The organism is Proluteimonas luteida, from assembly GCF_021191695.1.
Classification (GTDB): Bacteria; Pseudomonadota; Gammaproteobacteria; order Xanthomonadales; family Xanthomonadaceae; genus Luteimonas; species Luteimonas luteida.
The window spans coordinates 14,958-32,792 of the sequence record NZ_JAIWPT010000023.1; the positions used below are offsets into that span (position 1 = coordinate 14,958).

General features: G+C 70.4%; 21 protein-coding genes. 15 read left to right on the forward strand and 6 right to left on the reverse strand.

What is annotated here, in order from left to right; all coding sequences use genetic code 11:
• The first annotated feature begins 85 nt into the window (after window positions 1–85).
• The 4 genes from LDO26_RS16265 (at window position 86) to LDO26_RS16280 (ending at window position 3,810) form a co-directional block, all read left to right on the forward strand.
• Entirely contained in the window at window positions 86–745 is a 660-nt protein-coding gene (locus LDO26_RS16265; protein ID WP_232132148.1) for a TetR/AcrR family transcriptional regulator, read from the forward strand.
• A gap of 92 nt (window positions 746–837) precedes the next feature.
• Complete coding sequence (locus tag LDO26_RS16270) at window positions 838–1,755, forward strand: HlyD family secretion protein (RefSeq protein WP_232132149.1); 918 nt, start codon at window positions 838–840, stop codon at window positions 1,753–1,755.
• A gap of 34 nt (window positions 1,756–1,789) precedes the next feature.
• A complete protein-coding gene (locus LDO26_RS16275) occupies window positions 1,790–2,716 on the forward strand; it encodes an ABC transporter ATP-binding protein (RefSeq protein WP_232132182.1) in 927 nt (308 codons plus the stop codon).
• The gene (locus tag LDO26_RS16280) at window positions 2,713–3,810 is read left to right on the forward strand and encodes an ABC transporter permease (protein WP_232132150.1); all 1,098 of its coding nucleotides are present in this window, start codon (window positions 2,713–2,715) and stop codon (window positions 3,808–3,810) included. The genes LDO26_RS16275 and LDO26_RS16280 overlap by 4 nt, the downstream gene beginning before the upstream one ends.
• Before the next feature lie 102 nt (window positions 3,811–3,912).
• Here LDO26_RS16280 and LDO26_RS16285 read toward each other — a convergent pair whose 3' ends face one another.
• Window positions 3,913–4,422 carry a GNAT family N-acetyltransferase gene (locus LDO26_RS16285; protein WP_232132151.1) on the reverse strand — a complete coding sequence of 170 codons (510 nt, stop codon included), beginning with the start codon at window positions 4,420–4,422 and terminating at the stop codon, window positions 3,913–3,915.
• Window positions 4,423–4,426: 4 nt separating this feature from the next.
• A complete protein-coding gene (miaB, locus tag LDO26_RS16290) occupies window positions 4,427–5,842 on the reverse strand; it encodes a tRNA (N6-isopentenyl adenosine(37)-C2)-methylthiotransferase MiaB (RefSeq protein WP_232132183.1) in 1,416 nt (471 codons plus the stop codon).
• Between the two features lie 298 nt (window positions 5,843–6,140).
• On the opposite strand from miaB, the gene LDO26_RS16295 reads away from it, so the two are divergent.
• The 6 genes from LDO26_RS16295 to LDO26_RS16320 all read left to right on the forward strand — a co-directional run bounded on the left by LDO26_RS16295 (window position 6,141) and on the right by LDO26_RS16320 (window position 11,329).
• Window positions 6,141–7,079 carry a lytic transglycosylase domain-containing protein gene (locus LDO26_RS16295; protein WP_232132152.1) on the forward strand — a complete coding sequence of 313 codons (939 nt, stop codon included), beginning with the start codon at window positions 6,141–6,143 and terminating at the stop codon, window positions 7,077–7,079.
• 168 nt (window positions 7,080–7,247) lie between these two features.
• The gene (gene petA, locus LDO26_RS16300; RefSeq protein ID WP_232132153.1) at window positions 7,248–7,889 is read left to right on the forward strand and encodes a ubiquinol-cytochrome c reductase iron-sulfur subunit; all 642 of its coding nucleotides are present in this window, start codon (window positions 7,248–7,250) and stop codon (window positions 7,887–7,889) included.
• 2 nt (window positions 7,890–7,891) lie between these two features.
• The gene (locus tag LDO26_RS16305; RefSeq protein WP_232132154.1) at window positions 7,892–9,151 is read left to right on the forward strand and encodes a cytochrome b; all 1,260 of its coding nucleotides are present in this window, start codon (window positions 7,892–7,894) and stop codon (window positions 9,149–9,151) included.
• Window positions 9,144–9,890, forward strand: coding sequence for a cytochrome c1 (locus LDO26_RS16310; RefSeq protein WP_232132155.1), 747 nt, complete (start codon window positions 9,144–9,146; stop codon window positions 9,888–9,890). The genes LDO26_RS16305 and LDO26_RS16310 overlap by 8 nt, the downstream gene beginning before the upstream one ends.
• 160 nt (window positions 9,891–10,050) lie before the next feature.
• Window positions 10,051–10,686: a glutathione S-transferase N-terminal domain-containing protein gene (locus LDO26_RS16315; RefSeq protein WP_232132156.1), complete on the forward strand. Its 636-nt coding sequence runs from the start codon at window positions 10,051–10,053 to the stop codon at window positions 10,684–10,686.
• A gap of 187 nt (window positions 10,687–10,873) precedes the next feature.
• The gene (locus LDO26_RS16320; RefSeq protein ID WP_232132157.1) at window positions 10,874–11,329 is read left to right on the forward strand and encodes a ClpXP protease specificity-enhancing factor; all 456 of its coding nucleotides are present in this window, start codon (window positions 10,874–10,876) and stop codon (window positions 11,327–11,329) included.
• A gap of 310 nt (window positions 11,330–11,639) precedes the next feature.
• On the opposite strand, the gene LDO26_RS16325 is transcribed toward LDO26_RS16320, so the two are convergent.
• The 3 genes from LDO26_RS16325 to LDO26_RS16335 all read right to left on the reverse strand — a co-directional run bounded on the left by LDO26_RS16325 (window position 11,640) and on the right by LDO26_RS16335 (window position 13,273).
• Window positions 11,640–11,954, reverse strand: coding sequence for a DUF3301 domain-containing protein (locus LDO26_RS16325; RefSeq protein ID WP_435594114.1), 315 nt, complete (start codon window positions 11,952–11,954; stop codon window positions 11,640–11,642).
• Window positions 11,955–12,122: 168 nt separating this feature from the next.
• Window positions 12,123–13,007 carry a carboxylating nicotinate-nucleotide diphosphorylase gene (nadC, locus tag LDO26_RS16330; protein WP_232132159.1) on the reverse strand — a complete coding sequence of 295 codons (885 nt, stop codon included), beginning with the start codon at window positions 13,005–13,007 and terminating at the stop codon, window positions 12,123–12,125.
• A complete protein-coding gene (locus tag LDO26_RS16335; protein WP_232132160.1) occupies window positions 13,004–13,273 on the reverse strand; it encodes a Trm112 family protein in 270 nt (89 codons plus the stop codon). The genes nadC and LDO26_RS16335 overlap by 4 nt, the downstream gene beginning before the upstream one ends.
• 58 nt (window positions 13,274–13,331) lie before the next feature.
• On the opposite strand from LDO26_RS16335, the gene purE reads away from it, so the two are divergent.
• Entirely contained in the window at window positions 13,332–13,835 is a 504-nt protein-coding gene (purE, locus tag LDO26_RS16340; protein ID WP_232132161.1) for a 5-(carboxyamino)imidazole ribonucleotide mutase, read from the forward strand.
• A 193-nt stretch (window positions 13,836–14,028) separates the two neighbouring features.
• On the forward strand, window positions 14,029–15,192 hold the full coding sequence (locus LDO26_RS16345) for a 5-(carboxyamino)imidazole ribonucleotide synthase (protein WP_232132162.1): 1,164 nt from the start codon (window positions 14,029–14,031) through the stop codon (window positions 15,190–15,192).
• 148 nt (window positions 15,193–15,340) lie between these two features.
• Here the strand turns inward: LDO26_RS16345 and LDO26_RS16350 are convergent, their stop codons facing one another.
• Window positions 15,341–15,925: a Fe-Mn family superoxide dismutase gene (locus tag LDO26_RS16350; RefSeq protein WP_232132163.1), complete on the reverse strand. Its 585-nt coding sequence runs from the start codon at window positions 15,923–15,925 to the stop codon at window positions 15,341–15,343.
• Window positions 15,926–16,063: 138 nt separating this feature from the next.
• Between LDO26_RS16350 and grxD the strand changes: the two genes are divergently transcribed.
• From grxD to LDO26_RS16365, 3 genes are read left to right on the forward strand one after another with little or no spacing between them, the layout of a single operon-like run.
• Window positions 16,064–16,390 carry a Grx4 family monothiol glutaredoxin gene (grxD, locus tag LDO26_RS16355; protein ID WP_232132164.1) on the forward strand — a complete coding sequence of 109 codons (327 nt, stop codon included), beginning with the start codon at window positions 16,064–16,066 and terminating at the stop codon, window positions 16,388–16,390.
• On the forward strand, window positions 16,387–17,166 hold the full coding sequence (locus LDO26_RS16360) for an SDR family NAD(P)-dependent oxidoreductase (protein WP_232132165.1): 780 nt from the start codon (window positions 16,387–16,389) through the stop codon (window positions 17,164–17,166). The genes grxD and LDO26_RS16360 overlap by 4 nt, the downstream gene beginning before the upstream one ends.
• Window positions 17,163–17,762: a YhgN family NAAT transporter gene (locus tag LDO26_RS16365; RefSeq protein ID WP_232132166.1), complete on the forward strand. Its 600-nt coding sequence runs from the start codon at window positions 17,163–17,165 to the stop codon at window positions 17,760–17,762. The genes LDO26_RS16360 and LDO26_RS16365 overlap by 4 nt, the downstream gene beginning before the upstream one ends.
• The last annotated feature ends 73 nt before the right edge of the window (window positions 17,763–17,835 follow it).

Consider the following 17,835-nt stretch of genomic DNA (forward strand, 5'->3'; position numbering starts at 1 on the left):
AGGGAAGGGTAGCGCACCGGTCGCAAGGACGCGTGCAGTCCGCGCGTTCACGCGATATTGATTGAACAGTCAATTAAATAGGCGCATGGCAACTCCTCCCCGTCCCCGTGCGCCTGCCCGCCGCCCCGGCCGTCCCAGCGGCGACGGCGATCGCCGCGCCGCCGCGCTCGACGCCGCGCTGGCCTGCTACGTGCGCCGCGGCATCGCCGCGTCCTCGCTGCGCGAGATCGCCCGCGAGGCCGGCGTGACCCCGGCGCTGCTGCACTACTACTTCCACGACACCGCGGGGCTGCGCGACGCGGTGATCGCAGAGCGGCTGATGCCGGTGTTCGCCGAGGTCCGCGACACCCTGCTGGGCATGCCGGACGCGCCGCTGCGCACGGTGCTGACGGCGTTCGTCGATGCCATCTGCGGCCTGATCGCCCGGCATGCGTGGCTGCCGCCGCTGTGGATCCGCGAGGTGGTCAGCGAGGGCGGCAGCCTGCGCGGGCTGCTGGTCACCCGGCTGGCGCCGGAGATCTCGGCGGTGATGGCCGCGCGGATCGCCGCCGAGCAGGCCGCCGGCCGGCTCAACCCCGGGCTCGACCCGCGCCTGCTGATGGTGTCGCTGGTCGGGCTGACCCTGTTCCCCGCCGCCGGCATGCCGGTCTGGCGCCAGCTGTTCGACAGCGACGCGCTCGGCATCGACGACATCCGGTCCCACGCGCTCGCCTTGATCGAACGCGGCCTGGAGCTCCCGCAATGACTTCCGCATCGAACCTTGGTTCCCGTCACGCGCCCCACCGCGCGCGCTCCACTGCGGCGCGCGCCCGTCTCGTCGCCGGTGCCGTTGTCGCCATGTTGCTGGCCGGCTGCGCCCAGGCGCCGCCGCAGGCGCTGGGCACGCTGGAATACGACCGCATCGCGTTGCCGGCCCCGGCCGCCGAGCGCATCGTCGACATCGCCGTGCACGAGGGCGAGCGGGTCGAGGCCGGCGCGCGCCTCCTGACCCTGGAGCGCACCCGCGGCGATGCCCAGCTGGCCGCGGTGCAGGCCGATGTCGCCCGCCAGCGCGAGGCGCTGGAGGAACTGCGCAACGGCGCGCGCCGCGAGGACGTCGACCAGGCCCGCGCCAGTCTCGCCGCCGCCCAGGCCCAGGCGCGCGACGCCCAGGCCTACTACGACCGCCTGCGGCCGCTCGGCGGCCAGCAACTGGTGTCCGCGGCCGATGTCGACCGTGCCCGTGCCGCCGCCGGCAACGCCCGGGCCCAGGTCGCCGGCGCGCAGGCCGCGCTGGCCGAACTGCGCAACGGCGTGCGGCCCGAGCAGATCGCCCAGGCCGAGGCCGCGCTGGCGGCGGCGGAGGCGCAGCTGCAGGCGCAGTCGTTCACCTCGGGCCGGCTGGACGTGGTGGCGCCGCGCGCCGGCCGCGTCGACAGCCTGCCGTACCGGCTCGGCGACGAGGCCCCGGTCGGCGCACCGCTGGCGCTGATGCTGGTCGGCGATTCGCCGTATGCGCGCATCTACGTGCCCGAGCCGCTGCGCGCGGGCATCGCGGTCGGCGATGCCGCGACGGTGCTGGTCGGCGCGGACGGCGAACGCCGCTACGCCGGCCGCGTGCGGATGATCCGCAGCGAGCCGACGTTCACCCCCTACTACGCGCTGACCGGCAAGGACGCCGCGCGCCTGAGCTATCTGGCCGAGGTGGCGCTCGAGGATGCCGGCGACCTGCCGGCCGGCCTGCCGCTGCGGGTGCAGTTCGATGGCGTCCGCTGAGTCCGTCGCCGTCGAGGGCGACGGCGGCATCGCGATCCGCGCACGCGGGCTGGTCAAGCGCTTCGGCGACCTGGTCGCGGTCGACCATGTGGACCTGACCGTGCCGCGCGCCAACGTCTACGGCTTCCTCGGCCCCAACGGCTCGGGCAAGTCGACCACGATGCGCATGCTGTGCGGGTTGCTGACGCCCACCGCCGGCGACATCGACGTCCTGGGGCTGCGGGTGCCGGAACAGGCCGACGCGCTGCGCCTGCGCATCGGCTACATGACCCAGAAGTTCTCGCTGTTCGAAGACCTGACGGTGCGCGAGAACCTGGAATTCCTGGCCGCGGTCTACGGGCTTTCACGGCAGCAGACCCGTGCGCGGGTCGACGAACTGGTCGCGCTGTACCACTTCGAGGGCCGCGAAAAGCAGCTGGCCGGGACGCTGAGCGGCGGCCAGAAGCAGCGCCTGGCACTGGCCGGCGCGGTGATCCACCGGCCGGAGCTGCTGTTCCTGGACGAGCCCACCAGCGCGGTCGATCCCGAGTCGCGCCGCGACTTCTGGGAAAAGCTCTTCGAGCTGGCCGATGCCGGCACCACGCTGCTGGTGTCCACGCACTACATGGACGAGGCCGAGCGCTGTCACCGCATCGCGATCCTCGACCAGGGCGTGCTGGTCGCCGACGGTGCGCCGGGCCAGCTGGCGGCGGACCTGCGCGGTCGCAGCGTCGAGATCCGCGCCGCGCAGCCGCGCCGCGCGCAGCAGGCGCTGTCCGGACTGCCCGGCGTACTCAGCGTCGCCCAGATCGGCAACAGCCTGCGGGTGCTGTCGGCGCCCGGCGAGGACAGCGCCGGGGCGCTCCGCAGCGCGCTGCATGCGGCGGGACTGGAAGCAGAGGTGCTGCCGGTCGAATCCAACCTCGAGGACGTGTTCGTCGCCGCCACCCGCGGCCGCGCGCCGGAGGAAGACGTCGCATGAGCAACCTGCGCCGGACCTGGGCGGTGGCCCTGAAGGAACTGCGGCAGATGCGCCGCGACCGCATCAGCATGCTGATGATCGTGATGATCCCGGTCATCGACCTGTTGCTGTTCGGCTATGCGATCAACTTCAACCCGCGCAACCTGGAGACCGCGGTCGTCGACCAGGCCATGACCGCGACATCGCGCGCCGCGGTGATGGACATGAACGCGACCGGCATCATCGACGTGCGCCGCGTCGCCGACAGCCCGCAGCAACTGGTGGACATGCTGCGGCGGGGCGAGGTCAGTGTCGGCATCGCGATCCCGCCGGACTACGACCGCCGCCTGGCCGACGGCCGCCCCGCGGTGCAGGTGATGGTGGACGGCACCGATACCGTGGTCCAGGCGGCCGCCAACCAGCTGGCGCAACTGCCGCTGGAGGGCCTGAACGGCGCGCGCGCCACGCCGGAGCCGGCGCAGATCCAGGTCGTCAGCTTCTACAACCCGGAACGGCGCTCGGCGGTCAGCATCGTGCCCGGCCTGATCGGCATCATCCTGACCATGACGATGATGATGTTCACCGCGATGGCCGCGGTACGCGAGCGCGAGCGCGGCAACATGGAACTGCTGATCGCCACCCCGCTGAGCCGCAGTGCGCTGATGGTCGGCAAGGTGCTGCCGTATGCGGTGATCGGCCTGGTCCAGACCACGCTGATCCTCGCGCTCGGCTTCTGGTTCTTCGACGTGCCGCTGCGCGGCAGCCTGCTGGACGTCTACATCGCCGCGCTGCTGCTGATCTTCGCCAACCTGTCGATGGGCCTGCTGATCTCCACCCACACCCGCACCCAGTTCCAGGCGATCCAGGTCGCGATGCTGGTGTTCCTGCCGTCGATCCTGATCTCCGGTTTCATGTTCCCGTTCGCCGGCATGCCGGACGTCGTGCAATGGGGCGCCGAGGTGCTGCCGATGACCCAGTTCCTGCGCCTGATCCGCGGGGTCATGCTGCGCGGGGCGAGCATCTGGGAACTGTGGCCGAGCGTGCTGGTGCTGTGCGGCTTCACGGTGGTGACGATGACCGCGGCGATCCTGCGGTTCCGCAAGCGGTTGGATTGAGGGGCGGTTGGCGATGCTCGGCTCGCTTTACGGCTCGACAGATCAAGAACCAGCAGCCAAAGCCAAAGTCAAGCAACAGCAAAGCAGCGTTGGCGGACCCCGCTACAGCACCCGATGCATCACCAGCACATCCGTCGCCCCCAGCCGTGCATGGCGGAACGCGCCGGGTACGCGGCCGACGATGGCGAAGCCGTGGCGCTGCCACAGCCGGATCGCGACCGCGTTGCTGGCGACCACGTAGTTGAACTGCATCGCGGTGAAGCCCGCCGAGCGGGCCTGCGCCATCGCGTGTTCGCACAGCGCCGAGGCGATGCCCTGGCCGCGGGCGTCGGCCGCGACCATGAAGCCGGCGTTGGCGACGTGGTCGCCGAGGCCGGGCTGGTTCGGCTTCAGCAGGGACAGGCCGACGATCCTTCCATCGCGCTCGGCGACGAAGCAGCGTGCCGGCGGCGTGGTCCACAGCGCCCGCGCCTCGGCCAGCGTGATGTCGGGCGCATAGGCATAGGTGTCGCCGCTGGCGACGACGTCGCGGAACACCGGCCAGGCCCGCGCGAACCCGGCGGCATCGGTCTCGCGGATCGACAGTCCCGGCACTGCGCGGCCCGGCAGCACCGGCTCAGCTCGCGCCGGCGGTCACCACCCGGCCGCGCAGCGAGTTGGTCAGCGCCGAGGTGATCTCGACGTCGACGAACTGCCCGATCAAGCGCGGATGCCCGGGGAAATTCACCGAGCGCATGTTCTCGGTCTTGCCGGTCAGCTCGTTCGGGTCCTTGCGCGACGGTCCCTCGACCAGCACCGTCTGCACGCTGCCGACCATGCGCTGCGAGATGCCGGCCGCATGCGCGTTGATGTGGGCCTGCAGCCGCGACAGACGCGCGTGCTTCTCCTCCTGGCTCACCGAATCCTCAAGGTCGGAGGCCGGAGTGCCGGGGCGGCGCGAATAGATGAACGAGAACGACTGGTCGAAGCCGACGTCCTCGATCAGCTTCATGGTCTTCCCGAAATCGGCGTCGGTCTCGCCGGGGAAGCCGACGATGAAGTCCGACGAGATCGAGATGTCCGGGCGCACCGCGCGCAGCTTGCGGATCTTCTGCTTGAACTCCAGCGCGGTGTAGCCGCGCTTCATCGCCGAGAGGATGCGGTCGCTGCCCGACTGCACCGGCAGGTGCAGGTAGTTGGCCAGCTGCGGCACGTCGCGATAGGCCTCGATCAGCGAGTCGGAGAACTCCAGCGGGTGCGAAGTGGTGAAGCGGATGCGGTCGATGCCGTCGATCTCGGCGATGGTGCGGATCAGCAGGCCGAGATCCGCGAGCTCGTCGCTGCCTTCCCCGGCAGCGTCGCCCATCGGCCCACGGTAGGCGTTGACGTTCTGGCCCAGCAGGTTGATCTCGCGCACGCCCTGGCCGGCCAGCTGCACGACCTCGACCAGCACGTCCTCGAACGGCCGGCTGACCTCCTCGCCGCGGGTATAGGGCACCACGCAGAACGAGCAGTACTTCGAGCAGCCCTCCATGATCGACACGAAGGCGCTGGGCCCTTCGGCGCGCGGCTCGGGCAGGCGGTCGAACTTCTCGATCTCGGGAAAGCTGATGTCGACCTGCGGCAGGCCGCTCTCGCGCTTGGCGCGGATCAGCTCGGGCAGGCGGTGCAGGGTCTGCGGGCCGAACACCAGGTCGACGTAGGGCGCGCGCTTGACGATCGCCTCGCCTTCCTGCGACGCGACGCAGCCGCCGACGCCGATCACGATCGCCTTGCCGTCCTGCTTGAGCCTGCTTTCCTTGAGCATGCGCCAGCGGCCGAGCTGGCTGAATACCTTCTCCTGCGCCTTCTCGCGGATCGAGCAGGTATTGACCAGCACGACGTCGGCCTCCTCGACGTTGTCGGTCAGCTCCAGGCCTTCGGCCGCGGCCAGCACGTCGGCCATCTTGGCCGAGTCGTACTCGTTCATCTGGCAGCCGTGGGTCTGGATGAAGAGTTTCCCGCGCGGTGGCAGGCCATCGCCGGGTTTGCGGGGCGATGGCAGGTCGTGGATGGAGGTTGCAGGGGGCGGTGCAGCGGGAGCGGTGCTGCCCGCATCCCACCACCCGCTCTGCGGGCGGTTCCCCCTTCTCCCGCCATGCGGGAGAAGGGCGTCGGCGGGTGGTCGTTGACCACCGGTTTCTTTTTGCTGGGTCATGGCGGTTCCGGGGCGCGGCGGTGAGTCCGGGCCGGATGGCTGTGATGGGGAGCGAAGTGTAGCCGGGACCGCCGTCACCGCGGGCGTCGCCGCGCGATCCGGGCTTCAAGATCAAGGGCTTGGCAAGCGCCGCGGAACGCGGGACACTCCGCCCGTGAAACGGGGATGGGGACTCATCGCAGGATTCGCGTTGCTGGCGGCCGTTCCGGCCGGGGCCAGCACGCTCTACCGTTGCGACACCGGCGACGGCATTCCCCAGTACGTCAGCAAGCGCGTATCCGGCGCCAGCTGCCGCGCGGTCAGCCGCGCGCCCGCCGCGCCGCGCCCGGCAGCCACGGCCTCGCGGCCCGCGGCCTCGACCGCCGCCCCGCCGGCCAACATCGACCGTGGCGCGCCTGCCACCTTCATGGGCGGGAGCGCCGCTGCGTCCACCGCGACGGCCGCCGCTGCCCCGGCATCGACGCCGGCATCGGCACCCGCGCCCGCTGCGCCGCCCGCCGGACAGCCGCAGCGCCGGCTGCAGCAGGGGCAGGTCTATTCCTACGTCAAGGACGGCGTGCGCCACTACACCAGCGCCCGCCCGCGCGGCGCCGACGCGACCGCGCTGCGGACCATCAGCTACAGCTTCATGGAAACCTGCTACGCCTGCGGTGCCGCGCCGGGGGTCAATTTCGGCACCGTGCGCCTCAACCACGACGCCTATCGCGACGAAGTGGCCCGCGCGGCCCGCGAGTTCGGGGTCGAGGAGGCGATCGTGCGCGCGATCATGCATGCCGAGTCGGCGTTCAACCCGAATGCGCTCTCGCGCGCCGGCGCCCAGGGGCTGATGCAGCTGATGCCGGGCACGGCGCGGCGCTTCGGCGTGGTCAACGCCTTCGATCCGGAGCAGAACATCCGCGGCGGCGTCGAGTACCTGGCCTGGCTGCTGAAGCGCTTCAACGGCGACCTGACCCTGGCCGCGGCCGGCTACAACGCCGGCGAGGGCGCGGTCGACCGGCACAAGGGCGTGCCGCCGTACCGCGAGACCCAGCACTACGTCCAGCGCGTGGGGACGTTGGCCGAGCGCTACCGCGGCCAGGTGGCAAGTCGCTAGCACGGTGCGCGCCCAGGGACGGGATCTCATGCTGCAGTGCTCGATTGTCGGTCGATTCAGGGTTCCGCTACACTCGGGCGTCTTTTGCGGTCCCGCCCGGTCTTCCGGGCCGGCCGCGGCAGCCAAGCGAATTCCCAGCTACCGACGAAAAAAGATGCGGAGTACCGGATGGTCGATGAGACAGCGATCGGACCTGGTGGCAATGACGGGTCAGTCAACGAAGGCCGCCGCCGGTTCCTGACCGCGACCACGCTGGTGGTGGGCGCCGTCGGCGTGGGTGTCACGGCGGTGCCGTTCATCAAGTCCTGGAATCCCAGCGCCCGCGCGAAGCTCGCCGGCGCGCCGGTGACCGTCGACATCAGCGCGCTCGAGGAAGGCCAGCGCCTGGTCGCCGAGTGGCGCGGCCAGCCGATCTGGATCGTCAAGCGCTCCAAGGCGATCCTCGACGCGCTCCCCACGCTCGACGGCCAGCTCCGCGATCCCGAGTCCAGCAACGTCGACCAGCAGCCGGAGTACGTCCGCGAGGCCAATCCGGAGCTGCGCTCGCTCAAGCCCGACATCTCCGTGCTGGTGGGCCTGTGCACGCACCTGGGCTGCTCGCCGGAAATGGTCGCCGAGATCCGCCCCGCGCCGTTCGACCCCAACTGGAAGGGCGGCTACTTCTGCCCCTGCCACAAGTCGAAGTTCGACATGGCCGGGCGTGTCTACGACGGCGTGCCGGCGCCGACCAACCTGGTGGTGCCGCCGCATTACTATGCCGATGACAACACCATCGTCATCGGCGTCGATCCCCCGCAGGGAGCCGCCTGATCATGGCCAACGTGTTCGTCCGCGGCGCCCATGGCGTCTTCAACTGGGTCACCGAGCGTGCGCCGGCACTGATGCCGATGTACCGCAAGCACATGACCGAGTACTACGCGCCGAAGAACTTCAACATCTGGTACATCTTCGGCGTGCTGTCGCTGGTGGTGCTCGCCAACCAGATCGTGACCGGCATCTTCCTGACGATGCACTACAAGCCGAGCGCGGAAGAGGCCTTCGCCTCGGTCGAGTACATCATGCGCGACGTCGAGTGGGGCTGGCTGATCCGCTACATGCACAGCACCGGCGCCTCGCTGTTCTTCATCGTGGTCTACATCCACATGTTCCGCGGCCTGATGTACGGCAGCTACCAGAAGCCGCGCGAGCTGGTGTGGATCCTCGGCATGCTGATCTACCTGGTGCTGATGGCCGAGGCCTTCCTCGGCTACGTGCTGCCGTGGGGGCAGATGTCGTTCTGGGGCGCGAAGGTCATCATCTCGCTGTTCGGCGCCATCCCGGTCATCGGCAATGGCCTGACCGAATGGATCATGGGCGACTACCTGCCCAGCGACGCGACGCTCAACCGCTTCTTCGCGCTGCACGTGATCGCGCTGCCGCTGGTGCTGCTGCTGCTGGTCGTGCTGCACCTGGGCGCGCTGCACGAGGTCGGCTCCAACAACCCCGACGGGGTGGAGATCAAGAAGGGACCGAAGGGCAACCGCTGGTCGAAGTCCGCGCCGGCAGACGGCATCCCGTTCCATCCCTACTACACGGTCAAGGACGGCTTCTACGTCTGCTTCTTCCTGATCATCGCGGCCTTCATCATCTTCTTCGCGCCGGCGTTCGGCGGCTGGTTCCTCGAGCACGACAACTTCACCGCCGCCAACCACCTGGTCACGCCCGAGCACATCAAGCCGGTCTGGTACTACACGCCCTACTACGCGATGTTGCGCGTGGTGCCGCACAAGCTCAGCGGCGTCATCGTGATGTTCTCGGCGATCGCGATCCTGTTCCTGGTGCCCTGGCTGGACCGCTGCAAGGTCCGCTCGCACCGCTACCGCGGGCCGCTGACCAAGATCATGCTGGCGGTGCTGGTGGTGTGCTTCGTGTGGCTGGGCAAGATCGGCGCGGGCCCGGGCACCGACCCGGTGGAGACGATCATCGGCCGCGTGCTGACCTTCCTGTATTTCGCGTTCTTCATCACCATGCCGCTGTGGACCAAGCTCGACAGCACCAAGCCAGTGCCGGAACGGGTGACGATGCATGACTAAGCGACTCATTTCCCGCTTCGCCACCTTCGCCTGCGGCCTGCTGCTGTCCTTCGGCGCGCTGGCCGCGGCCGGCGGCCCGCTCGAACAGGCCGGTACCGACATCGGCGACCGCGCCTCGCTGCAGCGCGGCGCCCAGCTGTACATGAACTACTGCGCCGGCTGCCATTCGCTGAAGTTCATGCGCTACTCGCGCATGGCCGAGGACCTGGGCCTGACCGAGGACGAGGTGATGAACAACCTCAACCTCACCGGCGCGGCCTTCGGCGAGCACATCATCTCGTCGATGCCGGCCCAGCAGTCGGCGCAATGGTTCGGGCAGGCGCCGCCGGACCTGAGCCTGATCACCCGCGTGCGTGGCAGCGACTGGGTGTTCACCTACCTCAAGTCGTTCTATCTGGACGAGACCCGGCCGCTGGGCTGGAACAACACGCTGTTCGCGAACGCCTCGATGCCCAACCCGCTGTGGGAGATGCAGGGCCTGCAGCGGCCGGTGCACGGCGAGGTCGACGAAACCGGCGAGCCGACGGTCGCGCACCTGGAGCTCGGCACGCCGGGCAGCCAGGATGCGCAGCAGTTCGACCAGACCGTCCGCGACATCACCACTTTCCTCGAGTACGTCGGCGAGCCGGCCGCGCTCAAGCGCCAGAAGCTCGGCGTCTGGGTGCTGCTGTTCCTGACCGTGCTGACGCTGCTGGCCTGGCTGCTCAAGCAGGAGTACTGGCGCGACGTGGAGCATTGATCCGGCAGGCTGCGGCCGGGGAGGCGTGCGGCCTGGACGGGCCCGCGCCCGTTGCCGGCGGCGCCGGGGAAATGCGAGACTCGGGAACCGCGACGACCGGCTGCGAAGGGCAGGCGGCGTTTACGAGACCGGCGGATTCCGGTCTCGGGAGAGGCCGACGATGGCCGCGAGTGCACGTATGCGAAATATCCTGACCCTGTTTTCCTCCGTCGACGATGTCCTGTGCCACCGCGTGCGCCTGGTGCTTGCGGCCAAGGGCGTGACCTACGACATGGTCGTGGTCGACCCGCAGAATCCGCCCGAGGACCTGATCGACCTCAATCCCTACCACTCGGTGCCGACCCTGGTCGAGCGCGAGCTGGTGCTGTACGCGGCCAGCGTGGTCAGCGAATACCTCGACGAGCGCTATCCGCACCCGCCGCTGATGCCGGTCGATCCGCTGTCGCGCGCGCGCCTGCGCCTGGCGATGCTGCGCATCGAGCACGACTGGGTGCCGCAGGTGCAGGCGATCCAGATGGGCAACAAGACCCAGGCCGAATCGGCGCGCAAGCGGCTCAAGGAGCTGCTGACGGCGTCGGTGCCGGCGTTCAAGGCCAGCAAGTTCTTCCTCAACCCGGAAATGAGCCTGGCCGACTGCGCGATGGCGCCGATCATCTGGCGCCTGCAGGCCCTCGACATCCCGCTGCCGAAGGACGGCAAGGTCATCGAGGACTACGGCAACCGGATCTTCCGCAGCCCCGGCTTCGTGCGCAGCCTGACCCAGCAGGAGCGCGGCCTGCGCGCGCTCCCGGACTGAGGGGTCGCCCGGCGCGCCCTGCCACGGACGCCCGGCAGCGGTCTCGCCACGGCGTTCGATTGACTCTCGACCTCCGGGTCCGTCGCGCCCGCCGCATCGACACCGATGCCGGCCGCCGCACCGCCGCGGCCGGTTTTCATTCAGCCTGACGATCCGCTTCGCGGAATCCAGCCGGTAGACTGTCGCCATGTCGGATCGCCTCCCCAGCATGACCAGCCATCGCCCGTACCTGTTGCGGGCGCTGTACGAGTGGATTGCCGACAACGGCATGACCCCGCACATCCTCGTCGACGCGAGCCAGCCCGGCGTGCGCGTGCCCGCGCATGCGGTCAAGGACGGGCGGGTGGTGCTGAACATCGCCGACCGCGCGGTGGCGCGGCTGGAGATGGACAACGACAGCGTGCGGTTCTCCGCCCGGTTCGGCGGCGTCAGCCAGTCGGTGCTGGTACCGGTGGCGGCGGTGCTGGCGATCTACGCCCGCGAGACCGGCCAGGGCATGGCGCTGCCGGGCGACATGCCCGGTTCCGGCGAACAGGACGAGGCCGCCGCCGATGCCGCACCGGACGACGTCGCCCAGGAGGGGCCGCCAGACGACGACACGCCGCCGGAACCGCGGCGCGGGCACCTGCGCGTCGTCAAGTAGGCGGGCTGGGCCTGCGGCGTGGGTGCCGCACCGGCGGTCGGGTCGTGCAGAGCCGTAGTGCGGAGCTCGTGCCTGCATCCCCTTTTTCTGGTTCTTCGCCCAAGTCCGGGGAAGGCGGTCGTCCGACCTTGCGCAGGTCGGCCCCACGCGGCCGACGTGCGCGGTGTCCGGATTCGCGAGCTGCCATGGAGCCTGGCGGTTCGGCGCGGTCTGGTGTCGGGGGCGTTGCCCCGACCTACGACAGGTGAATCCCGGGGATCGGCGAAGAACCCTTTTTCGGGGCACCGCCGGAAACGTCCGTCCCCCCAGGTCAGTGCAGTGTCGCGATCTCCGACCGCGTCGGGCCGCTGAACGCGACGAGCCGGTCGCCGCGCAGCACCAGATGCCCGATGTGGCGCTGGACGCCGTCGTCCGAGTACTCGAAGCGGAAACTGCGCTCCACTGCCAGGCGCCCATCGTCGCCGCGCCGCAGGCGCAACGAATGCGCATGCACCGCCTGGTCGAGCCACTGCACGCCGGCCCGTGCGCAAGCGTCGCGGCCGAGCTGCCCGGCAAGTTCGGCGGCCGCGCGCGACGCACTCCACCAGCCGAACGCGGCGCCGCCGGCCAGCATCACGAAAATCATCGTCGGGAAATCGGGCATGGGCGCAATGTGGCGGCATGCGGCGTCGCGTGCAAGGGGCGCGGGCGCGTGAGCGCACGACGTAGCGCGGGTCTCGGCCCGCCAAGGCGTGCCGGCCGGTCCAGTCGGGTCATCGCATGCGGCTTACGCGGTGGATCGAGGGGCAGCCTCTCAGGCCTCGCCCGGTGGAAACCCCAGCTTCAGCGACAGGTCGATCGCCTGCACGTGCTTGGTCAGCGCGCCCACCGACACGACATCGACGCCATCGGCGGCGATCGCGCGCAGTCCGTCGAAGTCCACGCTGCCCGACACCTCCAGCGGGATGCGGCCGTCGAACGGCGCGGCGTGCGCGATGGCGACCGCCTCGCGGCGCATCGCGGCATCGAAATCGTCGATCAGCACGCGTGTGCAGCCGGCGACCAGTGCCTCGCGCAGCTGCGCGATCGATTCGACTTCCACCACCAGCGGCAGGTCCGGCGCGTGCAGGCGCGCGGCCGCGATCGCCGCGGCGATGCCGCCGGCCGCGCGGACGTGGTTCTCCTTCAGCATCACGGTGTCGAACAGGCCGATGCGGTGGTTGCCGCCGCCGCCCACGCGCACCGCGTATTTCTGCGCCAGGCGCAGGCCGGGCAGGGTCTTGCGGGTGTCGAGGACCCGGGTCGAGGTGCCCGCCAGCGCATCGACGAAGCGCGCGGTGACGGTCGCGGTTGCGCTGAGCGTCTGCATGAAGTTCAGCGAGGCGCGTTCGGCACTGACCAGCGCGCGCGTGCGGCCCGTCAGCGTTGCCAGCACCGTGCCGGCCGCGACATGGTCGCCCTCGGCTACGCGCCAGTCGATGGCGACCTCCGGATCCAGCGCGCGATGGCAGGCATCGAACCACGGGCGGCCGCAGATCACGGCATCCTGCTTGCACAGCAGGTAGGCGCTGTCGGCGGTGTCGGGCAGCAGCGCGGCGGTGACGTCGCCGGTACCGATGTCCTCGGCCAGCGCCGCGGCGACGTTGGCGGCGACTGCCGCGCGCGGGACGGCGAAGCGGTCGTCGTCCGCCTGGGTCATGCTTTCGGGAAATCGGCGATCTGGCCGGTGGCGATGCCGTCCTCGACCAGCAGCACCGGGATGCCGTCGTCGACGCGGTAGACCAGCTTGCGATCGTGGGTAACCAGCGCCTCGCGCAGCGGCGCGGTCTGCGCGGCACCGTCGATGCGCGCGAGCGTGCCGGCGGCGACCGCCGCGTTCAGCGCATCGAGGCCGGCCTTGTCGAGCAGCGCAAGCGGCTGGCGGCTGGCGGGGCAGACGAGGATGTCGAGCAGCTTTCGGTCCATGGGCGGTCGCGTCGCGAAATCGAACCGGTAGAATACGCGTTTCGCCACGGGACCGGCCATGTCCGCCAATTCCGCAAGCCCCAAGGTCGGCATCGTGATGGGATCGCGTTCCGACTGGGACACGATGCAGCACGCCGCGCAGAAGCTGGAACAGCTGGGCATCGCCCACGAAGTACGCGTGGTCTCGGCGCATCGCACGCCCGACGTGTTGTTCGACTACGCCGCGGGTGCGCAGTCGCGCGGCCTGCGCGCGATCATCGCCGGCGCAGGCGGCGCCGCGCACCTGCCGGGCATGCTCGCATCGAAGACCGTGGTGCCGGTGCTCGGCGTGCCGGTGCAGTCCAAGGCGCTCAACGGCCTGGACTCGCTGCTGTCGATCGTGCAGATGCCGGCCGGCATCCCGGTGGCGACGTTCGCGATCGGCAACGCGGGCGCGGCCAATGCGGCGTTGTTCGCCGCCGCGCTGCTCGCGGCCGACGACGCGGAGGTCGCCGCGGCGCTGGCGGCGTTCCGCCAACAGCAGACCGACGACGTCGCCAACAACGACGATCCGCGGCGATGAGCGCAGTCGTGGTCGATAGCGGCAGGCACACGCGGCCGTTGCCCTCACGCCATCCGCGCGCCGGGCGTTCGCCCAGCCCGCGCGGCAGTGCCGCGCCAGCGCATCGTCCTCGTCCCACAGGCGGGAGCGGACGCGTCGGTGCCATGCAAGATCGCTTGTGCCGGACATCCGCATTGCCTGGGAAACTGCGCGCATGACCACGGTCGGGATACTGGGCGGCGGACAGCTGGCGCGCATGCTGGCGCTGTCCGGCGCGCCGCTCGGCCTGCGCTTCCTGGTCATGGACACGTCGGAAGACGCCTGCGCGGGCCAGTTCGCACCGCTGCTGGTCGGCGACTACCGCGACGCCGCCGCACTGGCGCGGTTCGCGGCGCAGGTCGATGTCGCGACCTTCGATTTCGAGAACGTGCCGGCCGACAGTGCCCGCCAGCTGGCGACGCGGATCCCGGTGTTTCCCAATCCCGACGCGCTGGCGCTGAGCCAGGACCGCCTGGCCGAGAAGACCCTGTTCCGCGAGCTCGGCATTCCGGTGCCGCCGTTCGCCGACATCGCCTCGCGCGCGCAACTCGACGCCGCGGTGGCCGACATCGGCACCCCGTGCATCCTCAAGACCCGCCGGCTCGGCTACGACGGCAAGGGCCAGTTCCGCATCCGTTCGCTGGCCGACGTCGACGCGGCGTGGGAGGCGCTGGGCGCGCAGGCCGGCAGCGTCGGCCTGATCCTCGAAGGTTTCGTCGCGTTCGATCGCGAGATCAGCGTCGTCGCCGTGCGCGGCCGCGACGGCGGGTTCCGTACCTGGCCGCTGACCGGGAACTGGCATGTCGACGGCGTGCTGTCGGCCAGCCTCGCGCCGGCCTCGGTCGCGCCCGAGATTGCGGACACCGCCGTGGCCCATGCCCGCGCCATCGCCGAGCGGCTCGACTACGTCGGCGTGTTCGCGCTGGAGCTGTTCTGCCGCGACGGCCAGTTGCTGGCCAACGAAATGGCCCCGCGCGTGCACAACTCCGGGCACTGGACGATCGAGGGCGCCGAGACCTCGCAGTTCGAGAACCACCTGCGCGCGGTGCTGGGCCTGCCGCTGGGCGATACCGGCGCGCGCGGCGTGGCCTGCATGCTGAACTGGATCGGCACGCTGCCCGATGCGACGCCGGTGCTGGACACGCCGGGCGGGCACTGGCACGACTACGGGAAATCCCCGCGTGCCGGCCGCAAGGTCGGGCACGCGACGCTGCGCGCCGATGCGCCGGAGACGCTGGCGGAGCGCCTGCAGGCGGTCGGCGACGCACTCGGACGCGAGTCCCAGGTTGCCCCGGTGTTGCAGCGGCTTTCCGGATACGAGCAGCCCGACGCCCCGTAGAGCGGAGCCAATCGGGGAATACGGCTATCTCGACCTTGCGCGGGTCGGCCCCACGCGGCCGACGTGCGTGGCGTCCGGGTTGCGGGGTGTCGGGGACCCGTCCGACGCGGGCAGGTCGGCCCTTTGGCGTCGGAGGCGTGGCCCCGACCTACTTCAGCCGCGCGGCAACGGCCTCCCAGTTGACCAGATGCCAGAACGCTTCGAGGTAGCGGGCGCGGTTGTCGCGGTAGTCCAGGTACCAGGCGTGTTCCCACAGGCAGGCGGCAAGCAGCGGCACATCGTCGCCGGTGATCGGCGTGGAGGCGTTCGCGGTCGCGGCCAGCGCCAGGCGGCCGTCGGGCCGCTGCACCAGCCAGACCCAGCCGGCGCCGAACATCCGCATCGCCAGCACGTCAAAGCGCGCGCGCAGCGTCTCGACGTCGCCGAAGTGCTTCGCGACCGATTCCGCCAGGCGCCCCGTCGGCGCGCCGCCGCCACCACCTGCGGCGGGCTTGAGCGAATGCCAGTAGAAGGCGGTGTTCCAGGCCTGGGCCGCGTGCTCGAATGCCTCGCCCTGGGCCTTGCGCACGACCGCCTCCAGTGTCCCGTCGGCCAGCGCATCACCGTCGAGCAGCATGTTGAGGCGGTCGATGTGCGCGCGCTGGTGCTGCCGGTGCTGTTCGACGGTATCGCCCGACAGGTGCGGCTCGAGCGCGGTATGGGCGTAGGGCAGGTCGGGCAGTTCGAAAGGCATGGGCGACTCGTCCTGTGACAGGGCGGCGGCTGCGACGCGCGGGTCGCGTCGATGCCGACGCGGTAGAATGGGCCGATTCTAAACCCCATCGCACTGCCGGCCGGCGCGCCGGCGGCGCGGTGCTGCAGGAGTTCCGACGTGACGATCCTTGAGCACATCCAGGCCGAGATCGACGGCCACGCCATCGTGCTGTTCATGAAAGGAACGCCGCAGTTTCCGATGTGCGGGTTTTCCAGCCGGGCCGTCGAAGCGCTGCAGGCCGCCGGGGCATCGGAGGTGGATTTCCATACCGTCAACGTGCTGGCCGAGCCGGAGATCCGCGCCAACCTGCCGCGCTTCTCCAACTGGCCGACGTTCCCGCAGCTGTTCCTGCACGGGGAGCTGATCGGCGGCTGCGACATCACCCTCGAGCTGCACGAATCGGGTGAGCTGGCGCGGATGATCGCCGAGGTGCGCAAGGCGTGAGCCAGGTGCTGTTCGCCGTTCCCGGGCGTGCCGATGTGCTGGCCGGCCGGGTGGTCCTGGTCGTCGGTGCCCACGGCGCGCTGGGCGCGGCCGCGGCGCTGGCCTGTGCCGATGCCGGCGCCCAGCTGGTGCTGCTCGGCCGCAGGGTGCCCCGGCTCAACCGGCTCCACGACAGCCTGGCAGCCCGCGGCGCCGCGCCGGTGCTGTATCCGCTGGACCTGGAGGGAGCATCGGCCGACGACTATGCCGACATGGCGGCGCGCATCGGCGATGCCTTCGGCCATCTCGATGGCGTCCTGCACTGCGCGGCCCACTTCCCCGGCCTGACCCCGCTCGAACATACCGATCCCGCCGAGTTCGCGCGCGCGCTCCACGTCAACCTCACCGCGCGCTGGTGGCTGACCCAGGCCTGCCTGCCGCTGCTGCGCCAGGCGCCCGATGGCGCGGTCGTGTTCGCCGTCGACGAACACGCGCGTGCCGCGCGCGCCTACTGGGGCGGATACGGCATCGCCCAGGCGGGGCTGGCCGCGATGGTCGCGATGCTGGATGCCGAACTGGGCGGGTCGCGGGTGCGGGTCAGCGGCCTGTGTCCGCCACCGCTGCGCACGCCGCTGCGCGCACGCGCACACGTCGAGGCCGAGGACGCCGTGGCCCGCGAACCGGAAGACAGCGCCCGCGACTGCGTGACGCTGCTGTCGGCGGCCGGCGCCGCGCATCGCGGCCAGCTGTGGCGGCCGGTCCATGACCATGCCGTGCCGTCGGCGACGCACCCATGACCATCGCCTCCGCCGCGCTGCTGCTGTTCCTGATCCTCGACCCGCTGGGCAACATCCCGGTGTTCCTGAGCATGCTGCGGCGGCTGACCCCGCAGCGCCAGCGCGTGGTGCTGGCGCGCGAACTGCTGATCGCGCTGCTGGTGCTGATGCTGTTCCTGTGGGCCGGCAAGTACGCGCTGGAGGTCATGCACCTGCGCCAGGAATCGGTCGCGATCGCCGGCGGCATCGTGCTGTTCCTGATCGGAATCCGCATGATCTTCCCGCCGCCGGAAGGCCTGATGGGCGAGATTCCCGACGGCGAGCCCTTCATCGTGCCGATGGCGATCCCGCTGGTCGCCGGCCCCTCGGGCATGGCCGCGGTGATGCTGATGGGCAGCAACGAGCCCGACCGGCTGGGCGAATGGAGCCTCGCGCTGCTGATCGCCTGGGGGGCGACCGCGACGATCCTGTTCTCGGCCACCTACCTGTACAAGCTGCTCGGCCTGCGCGCGCTGACCGCCATCGAGCGGCTGATGGGCATGCTGCTGGTCGCGATCTCGGTGCAGATGCTGCTCGACGGGGTGGTCGGGTTCCTGCGGAACGGCGCTTCGGCCTGATCGGGCGCGGCGTGACCACGGCAAGACAATCACTTAGCGGCGCTTTCTCGATATTGGCGTAAAAGCCAGCGCG